Source organism: Desulfoconvexum algidum (assembly GCF_055382125.1).
Genome location: NZ_AP042394.1, coordinates 5,429,667 through 5,448,077 on the forward strand (window position 1 = coordinate 5,429,667; position 18,411 = coordinate 5,448,077).

At 49.2% G+C, this 18,411-nt stretch carries 18 protein-coding genes; 10 read left to right on the forward strand and 8 right to left on the reverse strand.

Annotated features, from left to right (window positions below; translation table 11 throughout):
• The first annotated feature begins 12 nt into the window (after positions 1–12).
• Complete coding sequence (locus tag ACZ45G_RS24510; protein WP_464173161.1) at positions 13–471, forward strand: GIY-YIG nuclease family protein; 459 nt, start codon at positions 13–15, stop codon at positions 469–471.
• On the opposite strand, the gene ACZ45G_RS24515 is transcribed toward ACZ45G_RS24510, so the two are convergent.
• The 3 genes from ACZ45G_RS24515 to ACZ45G_RS24525 are packed head-to-tail and all read right to left on the reverse strand — an operon-like array spanning position 439 to position 2,548.
• Entirely contained in the window at positions 439–912 is a 474-nt protein-coding gene (locus tag ACZ45G_RS24515; RefSeq protein ID WP_464173162.1) for a hypothetical protein, read from the reverse strand. The two genes, ACZ45G_RS24510 and ACZ45G_RS24515, sit on opposite strands and share 33 nt — an antisense overlap.
• A gap of 16 nt (positions 913–928) precedes the next feature.
• Positions 929–1,243, reverse strand: a complete 315-nt coding sequence (locus tag ACZ45G_RS24520; RefSeq protein ID WP_464173163.1) for an IscA/HesB family protein — start codon at positions 1,241–1,243, stop codon at positions 929–931.
• Positions 1,244–1,264: 21 nt separating this feature from the next.
• Positions 1,265–2,548 carry a (Fe-S)-binding protein gene (locus ACZ45G_RS24525; protein WP_464173165.1) on the reverse strand — a complete coding sequence of 428 codons (1,284 nt, stop codon included), beginning with the start codon at positions 2,546–2,548 and terminating at the stop codon, positions 1,265–1,267.
• Between the two features lie 448 nt (positions 2,549–2,996).
• On the opposite strand from ACZ45G_RS24525, the gene ACZ45G_RS24530 reads away from it, so the two are divergent.
• From ACZ45G_RS24530 to ACZ45G_RS24550, 5 genes are all read left to right on the forward strand, one after another.
• Positions 2,997–3,941, forward strand: a complete 945-nt coding sequence (locus tag ACZ45G_RS24530) for a hydrogenase small subunit (protein WP_464173166.1) — start codon at positions 2,997–2,999, stop codon at positions 3,939–3,941.
• Between the two features lie 74 nt (positions 3,942–4,015).
• Positions 4,016–5,653 carry a nickel-dependent hydrogenase large subunit gene (locus ACZ45G_RS24535; protein WP_464173167.1) on the forward strand — a complete coding sequence of 546 codons (1,638 nt, stop codon included), beginning with the start codon at positions 4,016–4,018 and terminating at the stop codon, positions 5,651–5,653.
• 62 nt (positions 5,654–5,715) lie between these two features.
• Positions 5,716–6,198: a HyaD/HybD family hydrogenase maturation endopeptidase gene (locus ACZ45G_RS24540; protein WP_464173169.1), complete on the forward strand. Its 483-nt coding sequence runs from the start codon at positions 5,716–5,718 to the stop codon at positions 6,196–6,198.
• Between the two features lie 204 nt (positions 6,199–6,402).
• Positions 6,403–6,603 (forward strand): hypothetical protein, encoded by a 201-nt coding sequence (locus ACZ45G_RS24545; protein WP_464173170.1) that lies wholly within the window; start codon positions 6,403–6,405, stop codon positions 6,601–6,603.
• A 193-nt stretch (positions 6,604–6,796) separates the two neighbouring features.
• On the forward strand, positions 6,797–7,546 hold the full coding sequence (locus ACZ45G_RS24550; RefSeq protein WP_464173171.1) for a chromosome partitioning protein ParB: 750 nt from the start codon (positions 6,797–6,799) through the stop codon (positions 7,544–7,546).
• Positions 7,547–7,569: 23 nt separating this feature from the next.
• Here ACZ45G_RS24550 and ACZ45G_RS24555 read toward each other — a convergent pair whose 3' ends face one another.
• From ACZ45G_RS24555 to ACZ45G_RS24570, 4 genes are all read right to left on the reverse strand, one after another.
• Positions 7,570–9,657, reverse strand: a complete 2,088-nt coding sequence (locus ACZ45G_RS24555; protein ID WP_464173172.1) for a TRAP transporter permease — start codon at positions 9,655–9,657, stop codon at positions 7,570–7,572.
• A 69-nt stretch (positions 9,658–9,726) separates the two neighbouring features.
• Positions 9,727–10,755, reverse strand: coding sequence for a TAXI family TRAP transporter solute-binding subunit (locus tag ACZ45G_RS24560; protein WP_464173173.1), 1,029 nt, complete (start codon positions 10,753–10,755; stop codon positions 9,727–9,729).
• Between the two features lie 110 nt (positions 10,756–10,865).
• Complete coding sequence (locus ACZ45G_RS24565) at positions 10,866–11,789, reverse strand: AEC family transporter (protein WP_464173175.1); 924 nt, start codon at positions 11,787–11,789, stop codon at positions 10,866–10,868.
• Between the two features lie 118 nt (positions 11,790–11,907).
• A complete protein-coding gene (locus tag ACZ45G_RS24570) occupies positions 11,908–12,891 on the reverse strand; it encodes a GlxA family transcriptional regulator (protein WP_464173176.1) in 984 nt (327 codons plus the stop codon).
• Positions 12,892–13,035: 144 nt separating this feature from the next.
• Between ACZ45G_RS24570 and ACZ45G_RS24575 the strand changes: the two genes are divergently transcribed.
• From ACZ45G_RS24575 to ACZ45G_RS24585, 3 genes are all read left to right on the forward strand, one after another.
• Positions 13,036–14,181, forward strand: a complete 1,146-nt coding sequence (locus ACZ45G_RS24575; RefSeq protein ID WP_464173177.1) for an epoxyqueuosine reductase — start codon at positions 13,036–13,038, stop codon at positions 14,179–14,181.
• Positions 14,182–14,467: 286 nt separating this feature from the next.
• On the forward strand, positions 14,468–15,457 hold the full coding sequence (locus ACZ45G_RS24580; RefSeq protein ID WP_464173179.1) for a universal stress protein: 990 nt from the start codon (positions 14,468–14,470) through the stop codon (positions 15,455–15,457).
• A gap of 121 nt (positions 15,458–15,578) precedes the next feature.
• Positions 15,579–16,643: a uroporphyrinogen decarboxylase/cobalamine-independent methonine synthase family protein gene (locus ACZ45G_RS24585; RefSeq protein WP_464173180.1), complete on the forward strand. Its 1,065-nt coding sequence runs from the start codon at positions 15,579–15,581 to the stop codon at positions 16,641–16,643.
• Between the two features lie 62 nt (positions 16,644–16,705).
• Here ACZ45G_RS24585 and ACZ45G_RS24590 read toward each other — a convergent pair whose 3' ends face one another.
• The gene (locus ACZ45G_RS24590; RefSeq protein WP_464173181.1) at positions 16,706–17,377 is read right to left on the reverse strand and encodes a transglutaminase-like domain-containing protein; all 672 of its coding nucleotides are present in this window, start codon (positions 17,375–17,377) and stop codon (positions 16,706–16,708) included.
• Between the two features lie 263 nt (positions 17,378–17,640).
• Here ACZ45G_RS24590 and ACZ45G_RS24595 point away from each other — a divergent pair, with 263 nt between their 5' ends.
• A complete protein-coding gene (locus tag ACZ45G_RS24595) occupies positions 17,641–18,342 on the forward strand; it encodes a DVU0298 family protein (RefSeq protein ID WP_464173182.1) in 702 nt (233 codons plus the stop codon).
• Positions 18,343–18,411 lie beyond the last annotated feature (69 nt).

Here is an 18,411-nt window from a genome sequence, read left to right on the forward strand (position 1 = left end):
TGGAAAAACAGCATGGAAAATTGCCCGGGCACCTATGCCCTGATCCTTGAAAACAAAACCCTCAGAAAAATCCAAGTCGGAAAACTGGGAAGGTTCTCCTTTACTCCTGGCTGGTATGTTTATACGGGCTCCGCCTTTGGCCCCGGCGGCCTGGCAGCCCGGGTAGGACGTCATGTTAAACAGGAAAAAAAATGCCGCTGGCATATTGACTATCTGTCAACACTTGCGGCAGTGACCCGTGTCTGGTATACGACAAGCCCTGTAAAGCTTGAATGCCAATGGGCCAAACACTTTTTTGATCTGGGGGGAAGCCTTCCGGCCAAGGGATTCGGGGCCTCGGACTGCCGCTGCGATACTCATTTGTTCTTTTTCTCTGCCTGCCCCTCCCTCTCTGATTTCCAAAATTTAACAGCCCCTGTTCCCCTGAAACAGATAAATTTACCCAACCAATCCCTTAAAAACCCGTCGTAACTCCTCCTGTGTTATCCGGAAAAAACCCGGGTCCTCAAACATATTTTTCATGGGAGTTGGCGTTCCCGACATCTGGGCGCATTGTTTGTCAACAATGTAGGTATTCATTTCAAGTTCGGTTTTATGGGGTTTTTTCTTGCTATAATTGTCCAGCCAATTATCAGAGCTGTCATGATCGCCGACAAAAAGAATATAAATATTTTCCCTTTCACTGACACAGATCAGGCGGAACCCGGCGCCAAGATCAAACTTAAGGCAATTTCTTACCCGCCTGTCGCTTTTCTTTTTGAGCAGCCCGGCACTGGCCGGGCTGTCTCCATGAATCAGGGCATCAATGATGCGCCTGACCCTTTGTGCTGCTATGGAACGGGTGGTTCCCTGCCGTTCAAGTACAGCCAATTGTCGTTCCACTTTGGGAGAAACATGTATCTGTTTCGGCATATTGTGTCTCTCCAGCTTATTCGCAGCAGGATCCGGTGCTGCCGCAGGAACTGCAACCGGAACTCAATTCCAGGCTGGAACTAAGGTTAAAGCCCATGCCTGAATAGTCCACCTTAACGGGCTTGGCTTTTTCAAAAAGGGTTTTCTCCATGATATACGCCACACCGCCATGGGTGAACACGGCATCATCCTCTTTTTTTTCATCCAGGGCCATGGCCAGGCTGGGCCCGCCACATCCCCCGTTGTTGAGAAAAATTCTCACTGGCTGGACTTTTTTGCCTTCAAAATACGCTTTGACCTGTTCCTGGGCTGTTTTACTTACATTTATCATCTGTTCTCCTTTTTTGATTCATTATAGTCCGTACTCGGCCAGATCCGGCCCCAGGTATGTCCGTTCGTTTTCACCCAGAATCCCCATGGAAAGGCAGATCAGGGTCCACAAATGCACGGTATGGTAACCGGCCTTGTAGTGATGGGACAGGTCCTCTATCTGGGCATGGCAATTATGACAGGGAGTGACCACATAGGTGGCGCCGGTGGCCAAGATCTGGTCAAGTTTGGTCCGGCCGTATTGTCGCCTCTCCTCTGTGAAGCCTGCCTGGAGAGCGCCACCGCCACCACCGCAGCAATAGTTATTGGATCTATTGGGGACCATGTCCACAAAATTGTCTTCTCCCACCACCTGTTTGACCACATAGCGCAGGTCATCTGCAAATTTATCTCCCAAGGATTTTCTGACCACATTGCAGGGATCCTGGGCCGTGAATTTGATATTTGTCGTGTTCCAGTCGGAATTGACACGAAGCTTGCCTTCTTTAATCCATTGGGCATAATATTCGACAATGTGTTTAAATTCGAAATTGTGGGGAATATTGAAGCGCTGCAGACCGGACCACACCGCAAAAAACGAATGGCCGCATTCGGTATTGATGAACACCTTGCACCCCAGTTTATCAATATGTTCTGCCTGGGCACGGACAATCTTTTCCCAGGATTCATCATCGGCCAGGAACATGCAATAATTTTCACCGCCCCAATACTCGGAATAATAGGTCCAGTCGGCACCTACTTTGTGCAGGATCTTCCACAAGGGCAGGAGCTCATCGGGTTCTGTCACCGGTTCACGGGAATTCTGGTTCAAGGCAAAATAGGCGCCTTCACGGTCAATAGCCACGGTCAGATCCTCAAAGCCCTCCTGCTCTTCCCGGCATTCTTCAGCCAGGTCTTCTACTGTGAACTTGAAATCCTCAAAGGGAACCCCCATGGCCCCACCGTGGGAATTAATATGGTGATCACAGGAGCCTAAAATCCCCTTGGGACGCTCTTCGCGGGGCCAGAGGGAGCGCAGATAAAAGACGAGCTGGGGAATATTGATGGACATGGGGCAGACATCATAACAGCGTTGGCACATGGTGCACGACCACACCCAGGGGTGACGTTCCAGCTCTTGGTCCATACCGAAAATAGCCATACGAATAAATTTTCTAGGATCCATATCATGGAGACCTGTGGCAGGACATCCGCTTGCACAGGCGCCGCACGTCAGGCAGGCTGTTAAATTACCATCCGGGATCAGGGCCTTTACCTGCTCTGCGATCCCGTCATTCTTATAAACAATCTTTAATGTATCCAGCATATATTAATTTCCTCCAGGGGCTCGGGAAAATATTTTCCCAACGCCCGGGGTTATGGGGGGAATCACCTATCGGTTAAGATACATTCAAAATAATCTCCCCAAAATAGCTTGCACCAGCCTTGCACGGGCCGGGCACTCACACGACACTCAGTGTCTTCGGGGAAAGCATTTCATTTTATAAAAATTTCCTTGGGTCTATTGTCAGTTCCATTGGCCCATATAATTATAAAAAAATGAACCGATTAACAAATTGATAATTTTTATAATGTTTGTAATTGTCATGGAAAATTTTTATACCCTGCCCCGAGGCTTCTTTGCCCATAGAGATATCCGATATATTTTAATTTTTTAATCAGAAAAATCAATTTGATCTCAACTTCCTCTCCGCTCTATTAAAAGGGTTAGGATAATTATGATATGAAATCATAATCACATTTATGGAGGTGAGATGAAAACCGACAAAACATCAGAATTTTATGAAAATCTGGAAAAAAAAGGGGTCTCCCGAAGGGATTTCCTCAAGTATTGTACGGCGCTGACAGCATCCATGGGACTGACCTATTCCTGCGTGGGCCAGGTGGCAGAGCAGATTGAAAAGGCAGCAGCAGGTCCCCGGCCACCCGTTATATGGCTCCATTTTGCAGAATGCACCGGATGTTCCGAAGCCTTTTTAAGAACACCGGACGTGGGGGCCATTATCTTGGAAACCATTTCCGTGGAATACCATGAAACCCTCATGGCTGCCTCGGGATATCAGGCAGAAGAAAACCTCCACAATGCCGTTGAAAAATACAAGGGCCAGTTTGTCTGTGTGGTGGAGGGGGCCATTGCCACAAATTACAACGGTGCCTATGGCAAGGTTGCCGGAAAAACCTTTCTGGAAATCGCCCGGGAAGTTATCCCCAAAGCCGCGGTGACCCTGGCCCTGGGCACCTGTGCCGCCTACGGCGGAGTAGCAGCCGCAAGCCCCAACCCCGGCGGATATAAAGGCGTTGGCGATGCCCTGGGGATAAGCCCCATCAACCTGCCCGGCTGCCCCACCAATCCGCTCAATCTTCTGGCCACCATTGTCAAATATCTCAACAAGGAAACCATTGAACTCGATGACCTGGGCAGACCCATGTTTGCGTATGGAGAGACTGTCCATGACAATTGCCCCCGGCTCAAACACTATGAAGCGGGAAATTTTGTCACAGAATTTGGCTCCAAGGAAGCGGAACTCGGGTATTGTCTCTATGAGATGGGATGCAAGGGTCCTGAAACCTATAATAATTGTCCTATTGCAAAATTTAATGATGCCACAAGCTTCCCCATCCAGGCGGGTCATCCCTGCATCGGGTGCAGTGAACCTGATTTTTGGGATACCATGACCCCCTTTTACAAGGAATCATAAACATCTCATCAATCCCATCATTAACAATTGAACATTTTGTAATCATAAAAACCTATCGTTAAAAGGAAATTATTATGGGGAAAAGAATAATTATCGATCCCATTACACGGATCGAAGGCCATTTAAGAATAGAAGTTGAGATTGAAAACGGACGAGTGAAAGATGCCTGGACCTCGGGCACGATGTTTCGCGGCATTGAAATGATGCTCAAGGGAAGGGATCCCCAGGATGCCCATCAATTTGTCCAGCGATCCTGCGGGGTCTGCACCTATATCCATGCCCTGTCTTCGGTGAGAGCGGTTGAAGATGCCTGCAAGATTGAAATCCCTGAAAATGCACGGATTATCAGAAATTTGCTCCACGGCGCCCAATACCAGCATGATCACATTGTCCATTTTTATCATCTCCATGCCCTGGATTGGGTGGATATTGTCAATGGTCTTACGGCGGACCCGGTCAAAACAGCCAAATTGTCTGAAAATGTCAGCGGCAGACCCCAGTCATCAGATTATTTCCGAGAAGTCCAGGCCAAACTGAAAACCTTTGTCAACAGCGGCCAATTGGGACCCTTTAACAATGCCTATTGGGGCCATCCTGCCTATAAGCTTTCGCCGGAAGCCAACCTCATGGCCTCCTCCCATTATCTGGAAGCCCTCAAGCTCCAGGCAAAAGCGGCGAGGATGCATGCCATTTTCGGTGGGAAAAATCCCCATCCCCAATCCCTGGTTGTGGGTGGGGTCACCTGTGTGGGGGATCTGACCCCGGATAGGATTGATGAATTTACCGGTATCTGGAAGGAAACCAAGGCCTTTGTGGATGAGGTTTATATTCCGGATATTCTGGCGGTGGCCTCTTTTAATAAAGACTGGGCCAGCATCGGCGGCAATAATAAGACCTATCTTGCCTATGGGGATTTCCCCCAGCAGGGGATCAATGAAGATCTGCTGCTACCCGGTGGTGTTCTCAGGGGAGATTTAAACCCCATTCCATTTGACACCAATCGGATCACAGAAGATGTCACCCGGGCATGGTATGAACCAGGGGAGGCCAAACACCCCTATGAAGGAGAAACAAAACCCATAAAGGGGGAAGTCACCTATAACACAGAGGATAAGTACTCCTGGATTAAAGCCCCGAGATACGCTGGCGAATCCGCCGAAGTAGGCCCCCTTGCCAGAAACCTGGTGGCCTATACCAGCGGCCACAAAGAGATAAAGAAACTGGTGGACCATGTCTTAAAAACCCTGGACGTGGGAGTAGACGCCTTGTTCTCCACCCTGGGCAGAACTGCTGCCCGGGGAATTGAAACCGTTGTGGTGGGCAATGCCATGGGTGGCTGGATCGATACCCTTAAAGCCAATATTGTTGCTGGCGATAAAAAGACCTACCAGCCCTGGACAATGCCGGATCAGGCAAGGGGTTACGGGCTCAACGATGTTCCAAGGGGAGCGTTGGGGCATTGGATTAATATTAAAGGGGGCAAGATCGAAAACTACCAATATGTGGTCCCCTCCACCTGGAATTTTGGACCCAGCGATGATAAAAATCAAAAAGGGCCGGTGGAAAATTCCTTGATCGGTACCCCCATTGCCAACCCCAAACAGCCCCTTGAGATTTTAAGAACTGTCCATTCCTATGACCCCTGTATTGCCTGTGCCATCCATGTGATTGATCCGCACACCAATGAAACCTATAAGGTCAGGGTTATTTAAAATATTTATTTTAATCAGGGTTCCGGTATATCATTGCCGGAACCTTTTTTTTCAGGAAACCCATGAAGAATAATATTACAATTTTAGGTGTTGGAAATACCATTTACAGCGATGACGGAGTCGGTATCCGGGTGGTTGAACGACTGGAAAAGGAATATGATTTTCCAGACAATGTATTGGTGGTGGATGGCGGAGTCCTGGGCATCAACCTTTTGGGAATCATTTCCAATGCCGGCCAGATGATTGTGGTGGATACGGTGTTGAACCACGGTCAACCAGGCGATATCCACCGTCTTACCCATGATCAAATCCCCAATCGTGTTCTTGCCAAGAATTCCCTCCACCAGGTGGATCTCATCGAAGCCCTCACCCTTTGCCATGCCCTGGACCATGTTCCCCAGACCACCATTATCGGAATTGAACCCAGGGACCTGAACTCCCTTAGTGAGGAACTCACCCCGGAAATTGCGGCAAAGGTGGATGAACTTATCGAAAAAACCCTGGAAGAACTGGTTCGGCTCGGCGGGACATACACCCTCAAGTGAATTTGACATTGTGCTAATGCTGTTTTAATTTTTCCAAAAAATTCTCTACCGGGCAATGAAGCGCTAACAGTACATCCTGGACCAAAAATCACTTGTAGACCGCCATTAAAAAAAATATTTATACACGGTAAAATTTGACATTTCCTGTTTAGATACCGATACTTATGGATATGGAATAAGAATAACATCTATAAGCGAGGCCAGATGAAAACCGATAATAAAAAATTTGAAATAAAAAAAACATTTGGATTGGGGGTTTTATTAAAGCTGACCAAAAAAAATGTAAAGGGCATCGAAATAACAACCAATGGAGATAAATTCACCTCCAATGTCAGCCTCAATGAATTGAGTGAGGCCGTGGAGACCACCATAAAAGCCCACAACATCCACCTAAAAATCAAATAAGCCAATCTCCCACACTATAACGGGCAGAGCCGAACCCTCTTCTTTTCCTGGCTCTGCCCTCCATCCCGCGACACCCAATACCCTGACAAGCAGCACTTTAAAATTAAGGATTGCACTTTGGGGCTGCAATGGGTTATAAACCTTGCCTTGCCAATCCAACACACAAACATAAAACCAACACAGGGTGATAAGAATGAAAACCGATTTGATAAATATTTCTGAACTAAGCGTCCAGGATCCTTTTTCCTCCATTTTTCCCATTGGAAACGAGACCCTTGAATCCATCGCCCAGGACATGGAGACCAATGGGTTTGATGAAATCTTTCCCATCATTGCCTGGGAAGGGAAAAACATTGTGGTGGACGGCCATACCCGGTTTGCTGCAGCAAAAGCTGTGGGCCTTGAAGCGGTGCCGGTATTGTTTAAGGCATTTGAGAATGAAGACGATGCGGTTCTTTACAGTTTTCATGTCCAACGCAACCGCAGGAACATATCCGACGAGGATATCCTCAACTGCCTGGCCCTGCTCGACACCATACACGGCTCAACTAAAGAGGGCAGCAAGGACGGATCAAAGCAGAACCGGAAAGAGACCAACGAAATCCGGGCAAAGGAATTGGGTATCAGCCCCAACAAGGTGGACAAGGCCCGCAAAGTCATGGAACACGGGAATGAAGATATCCGGGAAAGTATCAGTTCCGGGGAAAAGTCCATTAACAAGGCGTTTCAGGAAGTCCAGGAGGCGCGCCGTGAAAGCGGTGAGATCAAAGGGCCATCAACCACAGGCCTTGGCAGTGCAGCACGCTATACCCAGACCCTTGGTAAATTTTTAAAGGAACTGACCCGGATCAAACAGGACGGCTGGCAGGATGTTTCCCAGGAGAAGGCCCTGACTGATATTGAATCTGTTAAAGAACTCATCGAAAATTCCTATCCCGAATAACCGTCTCCTAGGGACCGCGTCAATCAGACCGACATTGCCGGGGGCCCCGTCGGGGCCCTGCGGGATTCCCGCCAATTGGAAACAAAGAGACCCGCAAGCGCTGCAAGTCCTGCCAGGTGCACCCACCAGGGGGCCGGCCAGAGCAGGGCTCCTGCACAGCCAAAGGTCAGCAACCGGACCCAAAAACCGATCCGCATTTCCATGAATCCCTCCAATGCTGCGGCAAAGGCGTAAAGACCGAACAGGGCAAAAAAGAAAATTGTAAAATCATCGGCCCAGGACCCTCCGATAAAAGGGGTGTAGGCAAACAGCAGGGGGACAATATACAGCCCCTTGGCCAGCTTCCAGGACTGGAACCCCGTGGCCATGGGCTTGGTGCCGGAGATGGCAGCGGCGGTAAATGCTGCCAGGGCCACCGGCGGGGTGACATTGGAATCCTGGCTCAGCCAGAAAACGATCAAATGTGCCGACAACAGGGCATAGGTCAGGGCGTGGGGGGTTAAAACCGCTTCTCTCACCATGCCGGCCATGTCCACGGGAATTGCATCAACGATTGACCGGGCAACAGGGGCGGTCATGGGATTTCCAATCTGGGCCAGATGCTCCGGGGAGGCCAGCATGAAGATGGCCTTGGCTGCCTCGGGGATTTGTCCGTTGACCAGGGCATCCACCAGCAGTCCATCGGAAATAAGGGCGTGGAGGGCCGGAGCCGAAAGGGTCCCCAGGACGATATAGGCAGCGGTCACGGGCAATCCCATGCCCAGCACCAGGGAAGCCAGGGCAATCAACCCAATGGCAATGACCAGGCTGTGCCCGGCCCACTCGTTGATCATCAAGGAAAAGGTATTGCCGATGCCGGCCGTGGCAATGACATTGACAACCAGACCCACAGCACAGAGCAAAATAGCGGTCATCACCATGTTCTGGGCCCCCATGGCCAGGGCTTCTATGACAGCTTTTGGCCCCATTCGATTGGGAGAAAACCAGGAGGCCACCACAACGGCCACAATGGAGATACCAGCTGCATAGGTGGGGGTATACCCATAGATCAACAGGCCGATGAGCACGGCAATGGGCAGCAAAAAGACGATCCCCCCTTTCTTGAACACTTCCAATGCCGAAACATCCTCGTTGTCCAGGGCATTGACATAACTGCGTTTGGCCTCGATTCTAACAAAGAACCCCACGGTGGCAAAGTAAAGAATAGCCGGCAAAATGCTGACCACCACAATGGTGTTGTAGGAAATCTGGGTGTAGGTGGCCATGACAAAGGCCCCTGCCCCCATGATCGGCGGCATGAGCTGACCGCCCGTGGAAGAAGCGGCTTCCACTCCGGCGGCAAACTTAGCCGGGAAACCAGCCCGTTTCATCAAGGGAATGGTGACAACGCCGGTGGAGGCGGTGTTGGCAACGGCCGATCCCGAAATGGTCCCCATTAACCCGGAAGCCATTACCGCCACCAGGCCGGGGCCACCCACCATTTTTCCGGCAACGGCACGGGCCAGATCAATCACAAACTCACCGGCCCCGGACCGCAGCAAAAAAGCACCGAACAAAATAAACATAAACACATAGCTCGACGAGATGCCGGCAATGGTTCCAAACAGGGCATCATCTCCGTAGATACTGCGAAACAAAATTGTTTCCGGTCTCAAGCCGGCAAATCTAAACACCCCGGAAATTTCTCCCCCCCACCAGCCAACGTAACTTAAGGCAACAAGGATGAGCACTGGAATAAACCAGCCGGCCACCCGCCGGGTAAATTCAAGGGCACACAGGATCAATATGATGCCTGCGATCCACTCGGCAGGGACCATCCGCACCCCCCGGGCATAGATGGCGTCTTCACTGGCAATGAGATAGATGGCAGATCCTGCGGCCAGAAGCCCCAGCAAAATATCCAGTCCCTTCCAGACCAGGGTAGGGTTCTTGCGCAGGGGATAAACCAGGGAGGCCATCAGGGCAAAACCCGCAAAATGGAGGGAATTTTGCCAAAGGGATGACAATACAATGCCCACATTGAACCACAGATGCATCAAAGAGACCGCTACACCCAAAAGGAGCAGCAGTCTTGAGGGGGGCAATTGAGTTTCGGTTTCAGTTGTCGGCATTTCAACGGACTCCATTATAACGCGGTTTAGCAGCCGCCCCCGAAAGGGGCGGCCGAGGGGATCGATCGGTTATTGTACAATCAGACGGGCGGGTATCTTGATGCCCACCTCTTTATAATACCTGGCAGCACCGGGATGCAGGGGCAGGGGCAGTCCGGAAATTGCCTTTTCGATTGCCATGGCCTTGGTGGCAGCATGGATGGCATTGAGAAAGGGCAGATTCTCATAGGTGGTTTTGGTAATCTGATAGACCGCATCCTCATCCACATCGGCACGCACGGCCAAAAAGTTCGGCTGGGCAATGGTGTTGATATCCTTTTCCTGGCTGGGGTAAGTGCCGGCCGGAATCACAAAACGGGTCCACAATTCCATTCCGCCATCGGCCTGTTTCATCTGGGCGTCGGTGAAGTCCAGTACAATGATATCACCGCCCATGTTTGCCATGGCCTTGGTGACAGCAGAAACAGGGGATCCTGCCGGGGTGCTCATGCCGGCTGCCTGGCCGTTCTGCATGGCATCCGCCGAGGGGCCATAGCCCACATAGATCAGATTATAGTCCTTTTCTACATCAGCACCCAGATTTGTCAGCAATACCGTATTGGAACCAAGGGTCCCGGAATTCTTCTTCCCAAGACACAGGGCTTCCCCTTTCATCCCCAACAGATCGGAAGCCGTACCGGTTTTGGCAAATTTTTTATTCACGGTAAAGTGCTCCACATTCTGCCAGAGCATGGTCACCGACCGTAGATTTTTCTGGGGACCTTCATTTTTTATGGGACCGGTACCCTTCCAGGCATAGGCCCCGTAAAGCCCCTGGAGAATAGCAAACTGAACTTCATTTTCCCTCAGCAATTTCACATTTTCCCCTGAACCCGCCGAGCTGATGGCTGACAGACCAATTTTTTGTTTGGGTTGGAGTTTCACCTTGACCAGGGTGGAGAGGGCAACGCCCACCGGATAATAGGTACCGCCGGTGGAAGCGGTGGCCATCAGATAACTGCGATCGTCTCCTGCCTGAACCGTGGTGGTGGAAACCATACCAAACAAAAATGCCAGTGCCGCAACCATAAACGTGACTTGCCTGAAACGCATCATCATTTTTTCCTCCTCAATGTTTAAAAAAGTTGTCTCCGATTGAATAAATTACCACTTGACCATAGGACGGGAAAACGCTTTTTGTCAATAGACACAAAATTAAATTACCGATTTCACAGCAGAAAATGAAGCCAAAGGGAAAAGGTGATACCCGACAAAAGGGTGCACCCGGAAATGACTGCCACGGCAAAATCAGGGTCTCCGTTCATCTCCTTTGCCATGACAAAGGTCAAAGTTGCCGTGGGGGAAGCAAGCAGGATAAAAGCCGGCAAAAATTCCGGGACGGGTATGGAAAATGCGCTAAAAATAACCAGCCCCAGCCCTGGCAGGACCAACAGCTTGATGGCGCTTGCTGCCAGCATGGGCAAAAATCGTAATCGCATGAGATCAAAGGACAGGCTCGCCCCGATGAGCAGCAATGCCAGGGGAAGCGCCATCCCGCTCAAAATGCCCAGACTCCGCTCGGCAATAATTGGCAAGGGAATTTCCAGAAGGGAGAACCCAATGCCGGTGCAGGCAGACAAGATAACCGGATGCCCCAGAATTCGCTTAAGATTGGCCCCAAGATCAAGAAAGGCCCCCTCCCCATTTTTAGAATGAATCTGGAGAACTGCCACGGCAAGGATATTCTGAACAATCATGATAAATCCAGCAAAAATGGCGCCGCTTGCAAGTCCTGCATCCCCCAGGCTGTAAAACACAACCGCAAGGCCTATGTATCCAAGGTTTCCATGGAATGAACTCTGGATAAAGGTTCCCCTGAGGGTTTTGGGCATTTTTCCGGCCAGAGTAATTGCCCAGGCGATCACGAACATGGCAAGGATGCACACCAGGCTAATCATCAACACCCGGCTGCTGAACTCGTCGTGGAAGGAGGCCTTGGAAATCGCCCTGAAAATCATGGCAGGGATGGCAAAATAATACACTATCTGGTTGGCAGGTCCGATAAATGCGTCCGGGATAAAATGACGCTTCCTGGCCAGCCAGCCGGCGGCAATGATGATAAAAATAGGTAAAATAAGGGTTAGGGTTTTCATGACTCCCGAACGATAGAACGGCCTCCCTTGTATGGTTTATATCAATGGGTATAAAAATTATGGTTTGCCAGGACTATGCCTATTAAGAAACCTGGCCAAGGCCTATCATATACCCAAATCAGATACAATGACGATTAAATTTTTGCCGATATAAACTCGGGCTTATGCCGACATACCGGGCAAACACTTTCCTGAAAAAACCAATGTCATCATATCCCACCTGGCGGGCAATGTCTTCAATTCCGGTTGATTTTTTTTCAAGCATGGTTTTTGCCGATTCCACCCGAAATTTTTGCACATAGACCAGGGGGGAATCCCCTGTGGCATTTTTGAATCTGCGTTTAAAATTTCTCAGGCCCATGCCCACAAGGGAGGCCAGGTCATCAAGGCAAAAGGTGTGTGAGGAATGGGTTTCTATCCAGTTCTGGGCCTTGATAATCTGGGGGTCCTGATGATGCATGGGGGGATAAAAGCCGGCAAAGGATGGCTGGACGTCGCGACCCCGTTCCAGAAGCAAAATCTTTGCACACCGGTTGGCAATTTTCCTATCACAGCAGCGTTCAATCAGATACAGACACAAATCAATCCCGGCACTCCCCCCGCCGGCGCAAAAGAGGTTGCTGTCTTCGGTGATCATCTGATCTGGATTCATCAGAACATGGGGATATCTTTGCCTGAACAGATCCACATATCCCCAATGGGTAGTGGCCAGCCGCCCGTCAAGAATCCCTGCTTCTGCCAGGAGAAATACCCCGGTACACCCGGCTGCGATCCTTGTCCCTCGAACATGGTGATGAACAAGCCAATCGGTCATCTCACCGGGATAGGGCCCCAGGGTGTTGATATCATACCCGCTTGAAGGCACCATGATTAAATCGGTGGTTTTTACGTCAAAGATTGATTTGTCCGGTTTAATTTCAAGGGACCGAGAATATCGAACCGGCTTGCCGTCAATGGACACAATTTGAATATCAAACAACGGATTCACGGCAAACCCCCTGGTTTTATCCCAAACGGCACCGGCCATTTTAAACACATCTAAAACCGATACAATGCCCGATGGCAGCGACTGTTCCAGAATCAAAATCGATATTTTTTTCATATCTCCCCCTTTGTTGCCCGATCACCTATGAATAATGTCCTTTATGCCACTTTTCATCCCGGGATTCAAATTGTATATATTTTTTATCAAAAAGATAAACGGATAACGCACCCGCACAAATCATTATCCAAAGGATGGAAGGCAATGATTACACAGGCACAAATTATTGACCAGGGACACAGATTGGGATTTGAAGATGTGGGGTTTACCTCTGCCGCCCCCTTTGACGATCATAAAAAGCTACTGGACAAAATGACCCGGGAGTATGACTGGGCCGATGGGGTGGGGCTTGACCTGAAAAACGGGGTGGACCCGGGTTCCATTTTACCCGGTGCCAAAACCATCATTGTTCTTATTGAACCCTATTTTAACCGCTCATACCCCCCCACAATGGAAGCCCATTTCGGCCGGTGTTATCTGGATGATGACCGGGTGACCAAGGACGGCCTTGCCCGACGGATCAAAGCCTTCCGGCAGTTTTTAAGGGATGCAGGGATCGAGTCCCGGGTCCCCTTTAATCTACCCCACCGGGTGGCAGCAGCCCGGGCAGGCCTGGGAACCTTTGGGAAAAATTGTCTCTTTTATTCGAACAAGGTGGCAAGGGGCGGTTCCTGGACCCTTCCCATTGCCGTGGTCATTGATAAAAAATTTTCCCCGGGTAGGCCCACCATTCGAACCGACTGCCCTTCCTGGTGCAAGAATGCCTGCATTGCCGCATGCCCCACAGGGGCACTTAAGGGCAACAGCAGGATTGATCCCAAACGCTGCATCTCCTATCTGACCTATTTTGGTAACGAGATCACCCCCTTAAAACTCAGGGAACCCATGGGCATGTATGTATACGGCTGCGACCGCTGCCAGAATGTCTGCCCCCGGAACCAGCCCTGGCTGGCCAAACAGCTGCCGCCCAATGAACGGGTGGCGGAAAAGGCCGCTGATTTTGATCTGCGCCGTTTGCTCCACATGGACATTGCCTATTTTGAATCCAGGATCTGGCCCCATATGTTCTATATGGGCAGTGATACCATTTGGAAATGGAAAATGAATGTGGCAAGGGTGATGGGCAACAGCCTGGATGAACGCTATCTGCCGGACCTTGAACGGGCATTCAATGAATCCAAAGATGACCGGGTAAAGGGAATGACGGCATGGGCCATGGGGAAAATCGGCGATAACCAGACAAAAAGTTTGCTGGAATCCTTGGCAAAAAACCACACAGGTCCGGTGCTGGAAGAAATTAAACTTGCCCTCGGATCCATACGAGGAAAAAACAAAGGAGCCGATAAATGACAAAAACTATTTACCAACAATTGCATAGAACTCCTTGATCTTTATTCCATGGGATAATTTTCCTTGACGAACCCTGGAAAAGAAGATTAAAATTTAACTTAAGTTGAGTTGAGATCATATTATCCCTTACGTCTCATCTTTGTTCTCAGCACCTCTGGTAGTCCTGGTAACCAGAATCACTTAAGGATTTCATCTCCATGCAGAAATCTGGTATTCATTTTTTCGAATAGCTCTCGTTTGTAAAAATGAGGTTGCCGTTTAAACCATTTTTTAAAGGAGAAGAATTATGAGAATCCAACCCAAAAAAATTATGTGTGCTGTTGACTTTTCAGATTTTTCCCATCTTATTTTGTCCTACGGCAGGGCCCTGGCCGCAGAATTCCACGCCAAGCTGTATGTATGTCATGTCCTGCATGACATGGTGATGCTGTCCAGCCATGGCCAGGCCTATATTGTATCGGAAAAGATTGCCCAGGAACGGCTGGACGATACAAAGGTCCTTCTTGAAAACCTGGTCAAAGAACAAAGGATGGAGGCCCAAATCATCGTGTCCCAGGGCCATGCGGCCGATGAACTTACCCAAATCGTCCAGGAGAAAGATATTGATCTTGTCATTGCAGCCACCCACGGTGGTTCCGGGATCAAACGGTTTTTAATCGGTTCTGTCACAGATCGCCTGGTCAAAACCCTTACCTGCCCGCTTTTGGTGCTCTATGCAAAGGAGGATCACCCCGCCTTCCCAAATGTTTTCAGGGTTCCCCTGGAGCGAATCCTGGTGGGATGCGATTTTTCACCGGAATCGGATCTGGCCTTTGAATATGGGCTGAGCCTGGCACAGGAATTCCAGGCTGAGCTGCACCTGGTCCATGTGATCAAGCCGGAAAAACATATTGAACTGGCCACCACCGATTATATGAAAATCCAGGAAGGGGATTACCTGGGGTGGACCCAATCTGAATTTTTAACCCTGCAGCAAAAAGCCACGGATGACGAATGGGAAAGGCGAAGCCGTCTGTTGAGCCGCATAGAGCGCCAGCTCGCCCATATGGTCCCCGAGGAAAGCCGGGATTGGTGCACACCTATCATCAACCTGCTGGAAGGCAAGGCCTATTCTGAGTTAATCCACTATGCAAAGATAAAGGAGGTGGATATGATAGTTCTGGGAATCCACGGACACGGCCTCCTGGAACAATTTTTAGTGGGTTCTACCACAGACCGGGTCATTGGCCGATCCGGTTGTCCGGTTCTCGCGGTTCGCAAACTGCCGATACCCTAAAAAATTGGGTAGGCCCATAAAAAGCGAGTGCACCCATTCTCTTTCGGCACTAAAAATGATATATCTTTAAAATTATTTATAAATTTTGGAATACTATTTTTAAGGATACAAGGCATCTTTCATGACATCATTTAAAGCAAACGGACTCCCCCTCCTGGTTGGCAGTCTTCCCATGGATGATCACCCGGCAGCAGCACGGCTGGTGATGGACCATACCCCGCAAATTCCGTTATGGGTTCAACTCCCCCAGTTTTTGGAAGAAGGAATGATCAACCAGTTTATTCCAGGCCTACCCGGGGTCACCGTCCAGGATGGCAAACATTTTATAGACACCCAACGAGCAGACTTTGATGAACAATTTCTGGCTTTTTTTGAAGACTATCTTGCCCTGGCCCAACCGGAATCGGATCTTTCAGGCTCCCGATTTGCCTTTTCATCGGAAACCGGCAAAGGATTTTCTGAATTTTTAAACCAGGTGGATAAAAACAAATCTCCTTTTATTGCCCTCAAGGGACAGGTCACAGGCCCCATTACCTTTGGCACCGGGGTCAAGGACCAGGATGACAGAGCTATTTTTTACAATGACCAGTTAAGGGATGCAGCCGTCAAAAAACTGGCCCTCAATGCCAGGTGGCAGGCAACTGCCATGGCAAAACGCGGGGCGGTGCCCATAATTTTCATAGACGAGCCGGCCCTGGCCGGATTTGGGACCTCTGCTTATATCACCATTTCCAAGGAAGATGTCATCACCTGCATTGAAGAAATTGTCCTGGAAATCCATGGGCAAAAGGGCCTGGCAGGCGTCCATGTCTGTGCCAATACCGAATGGGATATGCTCCTGGGTTCCAACCTTGACATCATCAGTTTTGATGCCTTTTCCTATTTTGACAAGTTCATTCTCTATCCTGAAATGATACAGCACTATTTGAACCGAGGCAGCATACTGGCCTTCGGCATTGTCCCCACCGGCAATGCCCAATTGATTGCCCAGCAGACAACCAAAGGGTTGGTGGAAAAGTTTGAGGCTCAGGTGGCCCAGTTAACGACCCTGGGGTTTGACAGGAAAACCATTATCGAACAGACCTTTATTACCCCCAGTTGCGGCACCGGCTCCCTGGATCTGGACTCTGCCAAACGGGTATTGCAGTTGACCCAACGCGTCTCTGCTGCTATCCAGGCAAAATAAATTTGCACATTCCATAAAGAAAGTCCCTGGACCATTCCCTGAATCAGGTCACAGGGACTCGTTTATGGGTTTTCCGCCAGGGCTTCCTTTGAAAAGTCCTGGTTCCGGTCAAGGCGTTCAAAATACCGGGGATATGCCTCAATACTGGCCGCGATAATCCGCTCCCAGGGCAAATCAATAAAGCTGCCGTGATCCGCCACATATTCCATGTGTCGATTGCCCTTTGTATCCAAGGGATGAAAAATGGAATCATTTATCCCATCAAAGTCCAGGGGGCGCACATTAAAATTTTTGCACAGGCTCAGGTTAAAGGCCGGGGTGGCCTTCACCCAGCGTTCCCCAAGATAGATTTCACAATACCCATGCCAGACAAAAATGTCGGTCCCCATCATTTCCCGAAGTTTTTTTGTATTCAGATGATTTTTCACATCGGCAAACCCAAGTCGGGCAGGAATTCCCTGGCTCCTGACACAGGCGGTGAGGAGTACCGCCTTGGCCACACAATACCCCTCTCCTTTCTTTAATATCTGACTGGCCTTCATGGCTGATTTTTCCGGATCAATGCTGTAGGGGTTGTAGCGAATTTGATCCCGGACGGCATAGTAAAGGGCCAGGGCCTTGTCAATATCACTTGCCTGGTCCTTGCAGGCAAGACTTGCAAAAGACGTAATATCCGGATGGTCCTTGTCAATATAATAGGTGGCCGAGAGATTCGATTCCATGGAAGTTACCATACCACTCCTGTTAAATTATAGTTCATTGTTATATCTGCCTAGCAGATGAGACACACTTTATATACCCATACGGACGGGGTAAAATCAATGCATCTTTTTTTGTATTGAGACACACAAGTGTTCCATTTGTTGAGACAGATATCTGCCTGATCCCTTGACCTGTGTAAGGATAAGCGATGGGAGTTTCGCCGATAGAGGACTGGCACGGTTTATGCTGTTTTTTTCTTTATTTAATTATCTAACAATAACGCCACAGGTATCCCATGAAAAAACCATACGGCCGACAAACCAAAAAACGAGTAAAGAGCATTCTGTTGGGATCTCTTGAAACTCAAGCACTCACCCTTCTTGGACAGATACCGGATGAACAATTGGTGGGGCATCTTTTCTCACATTTTTATGTAAATGACGAGCGGATCAAATTTCGCAGTATTACAGCCATGGGGGAGCTTGGCCAGCGGCTTGCCGCAAAAAAAATGGAATCGGCAAGAATATTGATGCGACGAATCATGTGGAATCTCAATGATGAATCCGGTGGCATTGGCTGGGGGTCCCCGGAAGCCATGGGACAAATTTTATACAAAAGCCCACAACTTGCCATGGAGTTTAAGTCTATTTTGTTTTCATATCTGGATAACAGGGGAAACTTTATAGAACACGACATTCTTCAAAGGGGGGTGTTGTGGGGAATTGGCACCTATCTTACGGCAGCCCCCCAGGACTTAGACAAGACCACGGAAGAGTTCATTTTATCACACCTTCACTCGGTTGACGCCATCAAACGGGGGTATGCCGTCCGGGCCCTGGCCAATGCAGGCCGTTTTAAGTGTAATATTATACCCAAAACCATTTTAACCGACACTGAACAAATTGACCTTTTCACCGGCTGGGATTTTATAAAAATTACCATCTCTGATATTGCCCATGCCTGTGACAATCAAACCAAGGAATCGATTATTCCATAAACATATCAACTCTGGCACATTAGTTGAATTAAAAAAACCATGTAGTGAACAACAAATTAATTTGGCCTT